Source organism: Candidatus Eremiobacterota bacterium (genome assembly GCA_031082125.1).
Lineage (GTDB): Bacteria > Vulcanimicrobiota > CADAWZ01 > CADAWZ01 > Ess09-12 > Ess09-12.
On sequence record JAVHLM010000004.1, the window covers coordinates 92,141 to 105,090 of the forward strand.

Below are 12,950 nucleotides of genomic sequence, written 5' to 3' on the forward strand. Positions count from 1 at the left end.
CTGCTCCTCTTGCGGATCTCTTCACTCAGAGCTTTGCCGCCTCGGGGGCACACCTCATGTGGGGGGCTTCAGCACCCTGCCCCAGGGCGATCATCTCTGCAAGTATGCTCACCGCTATCTCCGCGGGTGTATCGGCGCCGATTGCAAGGCCCACAGGGCTGTAAACGTGCTCCAGCTTCTGCCTGTCAATCCCTTCCCTGAGAAGGTTCTCAAAGGTCACTTTGACCTTTTTCCTTGAGCCTATCATCCCGATGTAGGCAAAGGAGTCGTCGCGCATGAGAAGAGCCTTCAGTATCTCCGCGTCGTGGCCATGCTTATGGGAGACGATGAGGCAATAGGCAGGGTGGTGAATGGGAAGAGCCCCGATGACTTCCGTGTACTCACCAAGGATTACCTTCTTTGCCGCAGGGTGGAGGGCCTGCCGGGCGATTTCCTCTCTGTTGTCAATAACCGTGATGGAAAATCCCAGCGCTGCCGCCATAGGGGCCACCGCCTGGCAGATGTGGCCACCGCCGAAGATATAGAGGGATTTCAGGGGAGCGATATATTCATGAAATATCTTCACGGCGCCGCCGCAGGCCATGCCGATTTTCTCGAGGTTCAGCTCCTGGAGGGCATTTCTGCCGGCATTGAGGCACTCTTTTGCCTTTTTCACGGCCTCGTACTCAAGTGCCCCTCCTCCCACCGTCCCGGCAGTCGTCCCGTCAGCGAGGACTATCATCTTGAAGGCCTTGCGCGCCGGTGTGCTGCCCAGGGTCTCCACTACGGTGACGATGACCATCTCCTTCTGCTCATCAATAAGAGCAGCGATTTTCCTGTAAATGTCCATTGTTTCTCCCTGCCTTCATAATATTGAGAGCTTCGAGCCCCTCTCTTTCTCCAAGAATACTATTCAGGAAAGAGGAAAGAATACCTCTTCCCGGGGACTGGTAACAATTCAGGGCTCTATAAGGCTCTTCAGCGTCGAGAGAAGCTTTTTTATCGTCGCCCTTGATCCCGGGAGATCCAGGCCCTCCTTCCTCAGCTGCCGGAGCGCTTCGGGAAACCCTATGTCGTATCCCCGTTTTTCGCTTTCGAGCCATTTCAGCTCTGAGAGCATGAGGTAGAGATCGCCCGGCGTTTTTCTTGGAAAGCCGCTCATATGCCGCTCCTCCTCAATGAGGTGCCTTATGGGGTAATATATCTCGTAGTACCAGTCAAGCGCCGCTTCGTCAAGAGATAGTTCCCTGCCTTTTTTCTCCGAGAGGAGATACTTATGCTCCTTGATCTGCTTCAGGAGGGCCCCATAGGAGTGATCCTTTGAGAGGCTTATCGAATGGAGACCTGTTCTCTTCTCAAATGCTTTTCTTCTTGGCGGGATGACTCGAAAGCCTGCAAAGAGGTCCTTTACAAGGCCGGAAAAGGTTTTTTCCTCATCTTCCCTGTGAAAATCCCTTATGGCGGTGGAAAAGCCGATATCATAGCCTCTCCTCTGGCTCTCCATCCACTTGTGGTCGGAGATGTACACATAGAGATCGTCACAGGTCCTGCCATGGAAGTCATTGAGAATCCCTTCATGCTCGATCCTTGAGATGAGAGGGCTGAATACCTTCGCATGCCAGTCCTTTGCCGCGTCTCTGAAGGGAATTTCCTTTTTTTCCTTCTCGCTGAGGTAATACTTATGCTCCCTGATCTGGCTTTTCAGCTTGCGGTACTGAGAAAGCTCAGTGAGATGGATATCCATGAGGCCCGTGGCAAGCTCAAACTCCGATTTTTCCCTCGAGAGCATGTTTTCCACTGAGTCTCTTGGGGGGAGAAACTCGACGACCCTCGCTCTCACCGCTTCCAGTCCCATCTGCCGGGCCGCAATCAATCGGTGATGGCCATCAAGGATAAAGTAATGATCTTTGATCTTGTAAAGATCAAGAGGCGGGAACTCGCCCTTTTTCTTATAAAGAGCGATAAGGTCTTCAAGACGCCTTTTCGAATCTATATTCGACATGAGGTAAGTGCCGTCAAAATCCCTGTACCGGCCCACAGTCCCCACGATTTCCTCCAGGGGGACATCGACAAAGCCAAGTTCGTAGCTTGCCTCAGGCTTCACCCGGGTATATTCTTCATTAAACTCGTAAAGATGTTCGCTCATAGTGAAAGACCGCAGGAAATTATTTATGTGAGAGCTTTATAATGCCGTTCCAGTCAGCTGGAGGCCCTTCCTGGAGATATCGGCGGGCATGACCAGAGAGAAAAAGGGGCAATATCCAATGCCTCTGAGTCCCCGTGACAAGCGATGAAGCAGTCAGCGGAGACTTCAGGCCTGATGCAGTGTCCCTGTTGTCTGCAGTGGTCATCATGGTTTTCCCCCCTGCTCCTCAAGCTGTTTTTTACTCTCTTCCCATTTGTTGAGGCCTGCCGGCTGGATGTTGCCTGCAGTATCAACAGTGACGCCCGTGGACACAAGAGAGCGAAGGGAAAGAACCTTTTCCGGGAGGTCCACCTCAGGAGGGATGTTATAGAGCGCCGCATACTCGTTCTTCGATGCTGCCACGAACCTTTTCCCATCGCCACTGAAGGAAACGCAGTGAATGTCCCCATGAGGCTCCATGGGTAGTGCCATGGGCAGGGCTGTCCATGCATCCCAGAGCCGTACCTCACTGCCTTTTTTACCCGATACCGAGGTCATCACCCAGGAATTGCAGGGATCAAAGTCAACAAATCTTATAGAGTCCACCTCTTCCGAGGAGGCTATGATCTCACCACTGGTAATGTCCCAGGTCTTGAAATCCTTCCGTGAGCAGGTAATTATATGGTTTCCGTCGCTGGTGAAAAAGACCTTTTCAACTCTCTGGCCATGGTGCAGTGACGGCGCAATGGAGGCATACGTCCTGCCATCCCACTGGCGTATCGTGCCATCAAGCCCTGCAGTCAGAATCCTGCTCCCCTCGGGGCTGAAAGTGATGCCGACTACTTCGGCGCTATGCTTTAAGATGGCCGGTGCCCCCCCGGTATCTTTCACGTCCCAGAGAAAAACCGCCGTTCCCCCACCGCAGGCGACTTTTTTCCCGTCAGGGCTGAATAGTGCACAGGTCCTCAATCTCTGGTCACAGGCGAGCTCAGGTGACAGGGCCCTGCCATTTCTGGCATCCCATATTCTGGCATAGCTGCGCTGAGAGAATTTCCCGTAATCGGTGATGCAGGTGGTCACCACAAGGGTGCCTGCAGAGTTGAAGGAGGCCGATCCCACAAACCCGTCATGGACCATCTTTCTGCAGAGGGGTTTCCCTGTCCTGACATTCCATACTATTGCCGTGCGGTCATAAGACGAAGTGACTACTTTTTTGCCGTCATTGCTGAATTCAGCCGATGTAATGGCATCAGTATGCCTCATCGTGAGCGATATGGGCAGCCCGCTCTTTGAGTCCCACACTCTTGCCTCTGCCGGAGGGTTGGGGCTTGCCTCGCAGGTCACTCCCATATTCCTTACCTCGCCTGTCTTTGTAGATATAGTGAGAAGCATTGTTCCATCAGGGCTGAACACGGCATATTGAAGGGCTTTCTTGTGAGGTATTACCATGGGCGGGGTGAGGTGCCTCTCCCTTTTCCAGGTTTTCAATGTTCTGTCTTTAGCCGCTGAGACTATGGTTTCTGAAGGAAGAAGGAGAGATACCTCAACCTGAGCGCTGTGCAGGAGAGGAGGGGTAAGCCTCCTGCCCAGATCGGAGCTGAATAGGCTCACCGTTCCATCGCTGCATATCACTGTCACTGATTTGCCGTCAGGTGCAAAGTTCGCGCTTTGCACCGGCTGATCAAAGACTATGGGAGCGCCTGCTTCCTTGCCTGAATGGGAATCAATAATCCGGACAGAACGGTCCTCAATTGTGGTTACTGCGATGGAACGGCCATCAGGAGAAAAGCTTGCGCCAGTCAGGCCAGATTCAAAATTGAGCGGGCCAAGGTCCGCTTTGCCGGTTTTTTCGAGAAACACCACAAGGGAGTTGCCTGCCCGGGTAAGGACTCTTTCGCCGCTCCTGTCGAAAGCTCCCCAGAAAACCTGAACTCCTTCGCCGTGAACAACCGGTGGGATAAGCTCAACTCCCTTCTCGGCATCCCATATTCTCGCATTCCTGCTGCAGCATGTGAGGACCCTTTTCCCATCGGGGCTGAAAGTCGCCCAGTTCACAAAGTCACCTTCCGGGTGAAGAAGGGACGCAAGAAGCTTTCCATCAACAGAACGGCGGATATGGACGGCCTTCCTTTTAAGGGAAACAGCTATAGTATTGACGGCAAGGAGCTTCGAGCCATCACTCGAGAATTCCACATGGGTGAGCGGTCCACTATGTACAAGCAGAGGGCTCTGAGGAGTTCCGCTCCCGAGGTCCCAGAGCCTGAGGGCATTGTAAATCTTTACCGCAGCGATATCACCGCTGCTGAAAATCACCTCATCGGGATTCATTTTGAGCGCAAGGAGCTCCTTTACCCCCTCACTGTCACTATCTGCCGAGCATTGCCTGTCAGTGCCCTGCAAAGGCTTAAGGAGCGGTTTCCCGGTAAGGGTGTCAATAATCAAGACAGAGCCATCCTGCATGCCATAGGCTGCTTTCGTTCCACTGGGGTTCAGGTCCATGCAGGAGATTTCCCCCTGGACTCCATGAAATGAACTGATCTCCCAGAGGTCCTTCAGGCTGTATACCACTGCAAGCCCAAATGCCCTGTTTCCCGGGCTGATCCTGAGAGATCCTGCATACCATGGCAGTCCGGCAGAGAAAATTTTCCATTTTTCTGACTGCTCCAGCCCTTTCCTGTAAACATTGCTGGCCTGGCGGTTGCTCGCCATCTCTCTTAAGGTCTTTTCCTTTACCGCGATAACCTTCGCCTCACGGCGGGCCTGATCTTCTTTCTGGCGGGCTTCATCAGCCTGGCGCGTCGTGAAGAATATGAAGACGGCGGCTAGAGAGGCGATGACAATAGTAAGGAGTATGAGAGAGAGAGTAAGCCTGTACCTTGAGAAGAAGCGTTCCGCCAGGTAAAGGGGAGTGTGTTTTACGCATGACAGAGACCTCTTTTCCTTCCTGTTCTGGAGATCCCTGAGCACCTGCGTTGCATTTCCATATCTCTTCTGAGTATCCATAGAGAGGCAGCACTCAACTATGGAGGCAAGATCCCTGTCCACAAGGGGGTTGAGCTTCTGAAGGGGCTCAAGTGGCGACGAGAATATAAGGTTTTTATATTTTTCGAGCTTTTCTTCAATGGTGGGGAAGGCATTCAGGACCACCAGACTCCCCCGGGACAGGTAGGGAATCGTCCCGGTGAGCATGAAGTAAATAGTGGCGCCGAGGGCATAGATATCCCATGAAGAGTCGGGATGCCCCTGCATTGCCTGCTCAGGGGGCATATAACCCAGGGTCCCCAGAGCGCCGGAGCGCTCGCCGCTTACCTGTGCCTGGCCGAAGTCCGCGATGCGCACGTTCTCATTCTCATCTATCAGGATGTTGGCCGGTTTCAGATCGCAGTGGATCATACCCTTGTTCTGCATATAGGCGAGAGCCTCGGCGCATTGGCTCATCCAGCGCTCTGCCCTGGAAACGAAGTCCCCCTTGACATGCTCCCCCTTCTTATAAGATATTCCCTCACAGAATCCTTTGAGAGACGCGGGCAGGAGCTGCATGACCAGAAAAGGGGTATCAATTTCTGTTTCTGCATCCAGCAGGGTGAGCACAAAGGGATGCGCGGTGATGCGCCTGAGCCTGTCTATTTCATGGCCCAGATTGAGCCTTTCGGAAGAGTGGTGCCTGGTAAAGATTTTTACCGCCACCGCCTGGCTGGTGCTCGACTGGGTCGCCTTCCAGACTTCGCCGAAAGTTCCCTGGCCTATCTTTTCTTCAAGCTCATAGCGCGGAATACGGAATGCGGCTCCCTGAACCGCATCCTTTGATGCCTGCCTGGCCAGCCTTGCAGACTCTTCACTCTGAAGGACAGTCCCTTCATCGGAGACGCCATCTCCATTTGCACTCTCATTCAATGCATCTCACCCCTGAATATGCTCTTTTGCCCTCGCTGCAATGAACAGGAGCCCTTTGCTCCAAGGATCCTCTATGTCGCCAGTGAAATAACACAAAGGTCCTTATAAGGACCCCTGTGATTGCTTTCAATGTCCGGACTGAGGCCCTCAGCGGGCCATTGCCCTGAGGGGCGCTCTGGGAATCGATTCGCTGAGGCGCCTTAATTTCGCCAGAGTCGTCATCAGGATCTTCCTTGCGCCCTGCTTGGTGATGGAGAGCCTTCCCGCAATGTCCTGGAACGAGAGAGGCTCATCATCGTCTATGCCGAAGCGCCACTTCACCACGTTTCTCTCCCTCTCGGAGAGGTAGCTGAGGAGCCAGTGGAGCTCCTGCTTCATATACTTCTTCATGCAGGTCTCTTCCGGCGTCTCCACTTCCTTGGCCGCGATGGCTTCCACGAACACGCAGCTCTCGTCTTCACCGCAGGGCTCATCGAGGGAGAGGGGCACCTGGGCGATCTGCAGGACTTCTTCCAGCTCATGGAAGAATTTCCGCTTCTTTTCCCTCTCATCTTCCCTTGTCACGAGGTCGTCGAGGGTAAGGGTCCCTTCCTTGAGCCTGGTGCGGTCCTGGTGAATTTCATCTTCAAAGCTGTAAAGCTCCTGGGCAATCTCGTGGCTTGAGGGATCGCGGCCCAGCTTGTGGGAAAGCCTCTCATGGGCGTGATAATAACGCTTTATCTGGTCAAGGATATGGGTGGGTATCCTGATGATCCGGCTCTGGTTCTTGAGGGCGAGCATTATGGTCTGCTGGATCCAATAGAACGCGTAGGAAGAGAACTGCACTCCCTTGGTGGGATCGAATTTCTGCACCGCTTTCAGGAGGCCCAGGTTGCCTATCTGGATGAGGTCCGAGAGCTCGATCCCCTGGCCCATGTGCTTGCGGGCAAAAGAATAGACCAGTTTCTGGTTCTCGGTGATGAGCCTGTCACGCTCAATCTTGTCCTCTTGCTCTTCTTCGGGAAGCTCATGAGGGGGGGGCGTATAGGTCTCGGCGTATCTTCTGCTTCTGTAGGGATCTTGTTCCTCTACCCTGGCAAGCAAGGTATCGCTCACTTGAGGTTCTCCTCCCTGGCTGTTTTTTCTGCTTCTTTTCAGGGCGTCCTTTTCACGTTATACTCTCAAGGAGAAAAAAAGTAAACCCTATGAAATTATTTCTTCTTTATTATACCATGATCACCAGGCATACTCAAGGAGGGGGAAGTCTGAAAAAACGAAGGGCGGCATTGCTGCCGCCCTTCGTGGCTATTTACCGGGTAATTCTAGTATTCGTCAAAGCCGAACTCATAACCGCCTGAAGGAGGTGCGGAGGGCGCTGAAGGCTCAGCGGGCACCTCGGTCTTCGAGATCTTGCCCATTGCCTCGTCCCAGCTGGTGTCCTTGGCAAACTGGAGATCCTGGTATTTGCCGCTCAGGCCGCCCCAGGAGGGGAGCTCTATCTGGAGGCCATGGGCGCCGGGGTAAGCATTGGAGTGCTGGTTGGCCAGTATGGCCTTGTCAAGGCTCGCCATGACATCCTTCGCCGCTGTTTTGAGGCTCTCGTCCTTGAGGTTCTGGGAGCCTGCCACCTTCTGGCAGAAATCATAGACATCCTTGAACTCGCCAAAGGACTGCGTTCTGCCCGCAAGGCTCTTGAGCTCGCCCGCGGAGCCCTCTGAGGCAATGATGGCCTTTGCAAAGCCGTCAACTTTCGCTGCCACGTCGCCCATCTTGCTCATGTCGATGGTGGACATGGTGGGGAGGTCGCCCTGGACCTGCTCGGCATCGGCCACGATCTTGGTGGCAAACTCCTTGGGATCGACATTAATTTTGTGCCTCAAGGCTTCCTGCAATGACGAGAGGACCTTGTCGTTGAGCACGTTGTTGTAAGGCCAGCCGAGTCCGCCTTCAGTCTCTTCCGAAGCCACCATGTAATTGGTCACATCCTTGAGCTCATAGGCCACCTCGGTGTTTGCCATCAGGCAGCAGTCAAAGCCCAGCACGTCAATCTTCTTGCCTGTAATGGCCTCTGCATCGGCGAAAGCTTTCTTCAGGTCAGCCGGGCTCATCATGCCATAGCCGCCATCCCTGTCGTCGGATATGGCTCCCGCCGTGCCGCCGCCATGATCGCCTATGCTCACTCCCACGAAATCGGAGGGGAAGTTTTTCTGGCCCCACACAAGGAAATCGGTGAGGGTCTTGGGATCGGACATGTCCACCTTGGAACCCATATCCTGGAGCACCGGCGACGTCATTTTGCCGTTCACTCCCGCGGGATCCTTCTGCAGGTGATAGCGCTTGCAGGTGCCGCTTGACATATCAAGCTGTGAAACGAGGTGGGTGTTGGCATCGGAGCCTATCGACTCCGCCTCGTCAGCGTCCCTCATGATATATTGCGACAGGTTGTTGTCTCCTGCTCCGTAGTGGAGGAATGTCCACTTCTTCTTGACCACCTGGTCCTGGCCCGTGCCGAGGGATACCTGGTCGCCTGCCGGCTGAGGGGCTGTCTCATTCTGTGCCGGTTTGCCGGGCTTCTCGAATTGTATGTGCTCTAGCGCTCCGCCTGTTGGTCTGATGTCCATATTCAAGAACCTTCCTTTCCTCTATTTTGCTCTTTATTTATCATACACTAAATGAGTGGGGAAATCTATAGGTCGGGCCGGCGCAAGTGTTAATTTTTTGTTAACAGCTGTTCATCCCTCAGGAGGGGAATTCATCTCAAAATGAAAGGGGAAAGATGATGCTTCTCTAATATTATATAAAACGAGGAATCTGGTTCGGGGAGTGATTGCGATGAAGACAGTTCAGGATACGGCGAAGCTCTTGAAGGCCATTCCCATTTTTGCAGAGGTTGATGAGGAGGTCCTCAAGGACCTCTGCAGGGATTCCATAAGGCGCGGCTTCAAGAAGAACAGCACCATCTGGCAGAAGGGTGATGAGAACGCGGGCCTCTATCTGCTGCTCTCTGGGATGGTGAAAGTCGTTGAATATACCAAGGACGGCAAGGAGTTCATCCTGAACATCATGGTGCCTTCAGATTCGATGGGCGAGATGTCCCTCATCGACAAGAAGCCCCACTCGGCAGACCTTGTCTCCATGGAGGAATGCGAGTTCCTCATCATACCCCCCGCAGCTTTCCACAGCGTGACCAGGAGGCACCCGGAGCTCATCCAGGCTTTCATTCACAACGTGTCGGAGCGCCTGAGAGCCCTTTCAGAGAGGGCGAGCGTCCTCAAATATACCGATGTGTACGGGAGGGTCTGCAAGCTCCTGTCTCATCTGCTTCTGCGGTATAAGCTCCCCGATCGGTGTGTCACCCTTACCCATGAGGAGATCGGCAACCTCATAGGCGCCACCCGGGCCAATGTCACAAGGGCCCTTAACGAGATGCAGAACAAAGGGCTCATCCGTGTAGAGCGGAACAGGATATTCATACTTGATGCTTTTGTCTGCGAGTGAAACGGGGAGGGGAGAAGCCTTATGACCAGATTTGTGACATGCCCCCGGTGCGGTGCGATGAACAGGGATATCGATGAGAAATGCTATCAATGCGAGGCTCCGCTTGCACAGGGAGCGGCGCCTTCCGGCGAGGCTCCTGCATCTCTGGGAGTGCCCATACCTCCCAAGTCTGACACAAAGATACCGCGCTACGAGTATGAAGAGTCCCCTGTTCCCAAGAAGGATACCAGTTCGACCTGGTTCCAGGGCATCAGGAGCGGCGCCATCGCAGGAGCGGTGATCGGGGTGCTCAGCGGTCTTTTCTTTACTTTTTATGGTGGGACCTATACCGCATCCTTCATATCGAGTCTTGCCGGTGCCGGTATGGCAGGCGCTGCCATCTTCGTCGCTGTTTTCCTTGGCTGTGTCATCTACGGCGCCCTGCTGGGCATGCTTGTGGGAGTCCTTAACGTGCTGTGCATCCAGATAGAGTGCATGAAATTCGGCTCAATCACTGGCGGCATTGCCACGATATTGCTATGGCTCACCGGAGGGGGCGAACTTGTGCTGGTTTTGGGGGGGGCTTTCCTGGGGGGCCTTATCGGCTCGCTGACATCTTTTGTGGAGCGCAGTATCTTCAGGCAGCATCAGGAAGGACTCTGAGGCTCAGGCAACCTGGGGATTCGCGAAGAGCTGGAGCATCATGGCATAGTCATAAATGCCATCTACTCTCCTTGACCGCGTAACTCCGTCATACCCGTCTCCGGTATTGGAAACCATTTCGATCTTTGTTTTTTTCTCAGGGGAATCCATGTTCATGAAGGAGCCGGCGCTCCCTCCGTCATCGCCGCGCTGCCCGATTGAGCCGGCGCTGGGGGCATTGCCGCGGACCAGCTCTCTTGAAGGCTTCAGCGACACGTTCGAAAGGGAAGAGGCACTGTCATTCTTCCGATCGGTGATCTTCTGAACGGACTCCATCAGTTCTGAAAGCCTGTCCTTCGCTGCCATATGCCCTTCCTTTCACTCTCTTCTATTCTCATGATACCGCCGGAAGATAGATAAATGATTTCCCTGATGTTAACAGGATGTAAACTAAAGATGAACAGAAAGTAACATTTATGAACAACTTCTGAACTTTGTTACTAAGTTGTTGCCTTTATTGAATTTGATTCAATTATAGCGGAATTTTCTGTAACAGTTGTTAAAAATTATCTGAAGCCGGTGCTACATCCATATCTGCTTGGCCTTCACGTGGAGCCCCATGGTGTAGCCGCCTTTTACCCTTATTATCATATCCTTGCGGAAATATTTCCAGGCCGCGTCAAAGCTCACTTCCCTGTGGTCGATCGAAAACTTCGTGTTTCCATCAATGTCGATATATTGTATGTCCTTGTTGCCGCCTTCATGGACTCTCACCTGGAGGCGGTTGTTTTGCCTCTCCACTTTCACAATCTTTACGCGCAGGTTCACCATGATGAGCTGAGCCCTGCAGGGCAGGCTTTTCAAGGCCATCAACCCCGTAAGGGCGATGGTGATCAGGAGCAGGATGGCAAGTTTTTTCATAGTGTCCTCCTTTGCTTTGTGGGGACACGGAATGTCCCCTATAATACCGAGATGGCGCAGCGAAAGCCCGTATATATATTGGAGAAGCTCGGGAGAATCCTCTCCCGCGACGTGCAGCGGCACTCCCTCTTGGCACTTTTCCAGCTCCCCCCCCTTATGGCGATTATCTCGGCTTTTTGCGGCGAAGGCCCCTTGTACGGGTAGCCGGAGATATTATCAAGCGTCAGCTCCCACACATTGCCCAGCATGTCGTGGCAGCCGAAAGGAGAGACACCACGGAGATATGAACCCACAGCTGTGGTTCCCCTGGCTCCCGAAAGGGTACAATTGAGCCTGTTGTAACGCCACTCGTCTCCCCATGGATATTTTCTGCCGTCAACACCCCTTGCCGCCTTTTCCCATTCGGCCTCTGTGGGGAGCCTCTTCCCTGCCCAGGCGGCATAGGCGCAGGCATCATGCCATGAGACGTTCACCACCGGGTGATTGGAGAGGCGCTCACTCATGATATCCCTGTTCTTGAAGGGGTAACGGGTCTCCTCCAGGAATAGAAGAAACTGCTTCACCGTGACGGGAAACTTGTCAATATAGTAGGTCCCCACGGTGACCGAATGGCTCGGCCTTTCATAGAAATAAGACTCATCGTCAAGAGCCGCTCCCATCATGAAGGCTCCCCCGGGTATGAGGACCATCCGGGACTGATCACGGCCGAGGGTGCATTCCACTGATTTCTGCTGAGTCTTGGGGCCCGTGGTGAAAATATGCCTCGACGACCCTTCAGAGATTGCGGGAGGAGCTTCGTCAATTTCAATCTTTTTTCGCGCCTCGTTGTCAGACATGGTGCTTTTCAGCTCAATTCTCGGGGAGGCTCCCTGAGAGGGGGGGGGCTCTGAGGAAAGAGCGGACGCAGGCTGAGGTGGGGAAGAGGGCGGGGAAGGGGCGCCTGGGAACATGCTCGTGGCGGAGCTGATAATCTGGAGGGCGATGGACTGGGCTCCGCCCTGGCCGCCGATGGTGAGGTAATCCTTCAGCTCCCTGGCGCTCCCGAATCTCTCGTCCATATTCAGGGCAATGAGCCTGTTCACCATGGTGACGGCCTTGTCGGAGATATCGGGCTTTTTCTTCCTCATCGGGGTGAAGTTATAAGGAACTTCCTTGGAGGGATCGATTCCTGTAAGGAGCTGGTAAAGGGTGACGCCCAGGGAGAAAAGATCAGACCGGGGCTCCGGGTGCCCCTTGTAGTGCTCAGGGGCGATAAATCCCAGTGTGCCTATTCTCGTGCCCGTTCCCACTGGGGAAAAGAGCTTGGCAATACCAAAGTCAATCAGCATGAGCTTCCCGTCGGTTTTGAAGATTATGTTTGAAGGCTTGATATCGCGGTGGATCACGGGAGGATTCTGGATGTGGAGGTGCTCGAGTATGTCGGCTATCTCGCAACCCCATTTCATGACGGTGCTCTCAGGGAAGAGTCCTCCGGGCTGCTCACCGAGGAGATCCTCCAGGTTCTTTCCCTCGATGTATTCTAGCACCAGGTAATATCTGCCCGAGTGGATGAAGTAGTCCCAGACCACGGGGATGCCGGGGTGGCGGAGGCTCGAAAGTATCTGCATCTCCCTCTCAAACCACTCGGAGAATTTCTCCTGCATCTCCTCGTTGTCGTAAGGCTCGATCATCTCCTTCACTGCGCAGATCCTTTTTCCCAGCCTCTGGTCCTCGGCCTTGTAGACATTCGCCATGCCTCCCTTCTTGATATGGGAGACGATCCTGTAACGCCGGTCCAGGACGGTGTTGACGGCCTGGCAGAGTGAATCAAGCACGCCTCCGCAGTTGTGGCAGAAGTTTGCCGCGGTCCTGTTGGTTTTCTGGCAGAAGGGACAGAGCTTGCTCATGGTGTGGCGCCTGTGGAATCTTCTTTCTGCAGCAAAGCCGAACTTCC

The 12,950-nt window shown here is 53.8% G+C and carries 10 protein-coding genes; 2 read left to right on the forward strand and 8 right to left on the reverse strand.

What is annotated here, in order from left to right:
• Positions 1-25: 25 nt before the first annotated feature.
• The 5 genes from RDV48_06065 to RDV48_06085 all read right to left on the reverse strand — a co-directional run bounded on the left by RDV48_06065 (position 26) and on the right by RDV48_06085 (position 8,598).
• Positions 26-829, reverse strand: coding sequence for an XdhC/CoxI family protein (locus RDV48_06065; GenBank protein MDQ7822342.1), 804 nt, complete (start codon positions 827-829; stop codon positions 26-28).
• A 108-nt stretch (positions 830-937) separates the two neighbouring features.
• Entirely contained in the window at positions 938-2,125 is a 1,188-nt protein-coding gene (locus RDV48_06070; GenBank protein ID MDQ7822343.1) for a DUF4032 domain-containing protein, read from the reverse strand.
• A 204-nt stretch (positions 2,126-2,329) separates the two neighbouring features.
• Positions 2,330-5,998 carry a protein kinase gene (locus tag RDV48_06075; GenBank protein ID MDQ7822344.1) on the reverse strand — a complete coding sequence of 1,223 codons (3,669 nt, stop codon included), beginning with the start codon at positions 5,996-5,998 and terminating at the stop codon, positions 2,330-2,332.
• 147 nt (positions 5,999-6,145) lie between these two features.
• Positions 6,146-7,093 (reverse strand): RNA polymerase sigma factor RpoD/SigA, encoded by a 948-nt coding sequence (locus RDV48_06080; protein MDQ7822345.1) that lies wholly within the window; start codon positions 7,091-7,093, stop codon positions 6,146-6,148.
• Positions 7,094-7,299: 206 nt separating this feature from the next.
• Positions 7,300-8,598: a clostripain-related cysteine peptidase gene (locus tag RDV48_06085; GenBank protein MDQ7822346.1), complete on the reverse strand. Its 1,299-nt coding sequence runs from the start codon at positions 8,596-8,598 to the stop codon at positions 7,300-7,302.
• Positions 8,599-8,809: 211 nt separating this feature from the next.
• Here RDV48_06085 and RDV48_06090 point away from each other — a divergent pair, with 211 nt between their 5' ends.
• Positions 8,810-9,475 carry a Crp/Fnr family transcriptional regulator gene (locus RDV48_06090; protein MDQ7822347.1) on the forward strand — a complete coding sequence of 222 codons (666 nt, stop codon included), beginning with the start codon at positions 8,810-8,812 and terminating at the stop codon, positions 9,473-9,475.
• Between the two features lie 21 nt (positions 9,476-9,496).
• Complete coding sequence (locus RDV48_06095) at positions 9,497-10,117, forward strand: hypothetical protein (protein MDQ7822348.1); 621 nt, start codon at positions 9,497-9,499, stop codon at positions 10,115-10,117.
• Between the two features lie 3 nt (positions 10,118-10,120).
• Here RDV48_06095 and RDV48_06100 read toward each other — a convergent pair whose 3' ends face one another.
• From RDV48_06100 to RDV48_06110, 3 genes are all read right to left on the reverse strand, one after another.
• Positions 10,121-10,462: a hypothetical protein gene (locus tag RDV48_06100; GenBank protein MDQ7822349.1), complete on the reverse strand. Its 342-nt coding sequence runs from the start codon at positions 10,460-10,462 to the stop codon at positions 10,121-10,123.
• Positions 10,463-10,678: 216 nt separating this feature from the next.
• Positions 10,679-11,017 carry a hypothetical protein gene (locus RDV48_06105; GenBank protein ID MDQ7822350.1) on the reverse strand — a complete coding sequence of 113 codons (339 nt, stop codon included), beginning with the start codon at positions 11,015-11,017 and terminating at the stop codon, positions 10,679-10,681.
• A 38-nt stretch (positions 11,018-11,055) separates the two neighbouring features.
• On the reverse strand, positions 11,056-12,903 hold the full coding sequence (locus RDV48_06110; GenBank protein ID MDQ7822351.1) for a bifunctional serine/threonine-protein kinase/formylglycine-generating enzyme family protein: 1,848 nt from the start codon (positions 12,901-12,903) through the stop codon (positions 11,056-11,058).
• Positions 12,904-12,950: the final 47 nt, after the last annotated feature.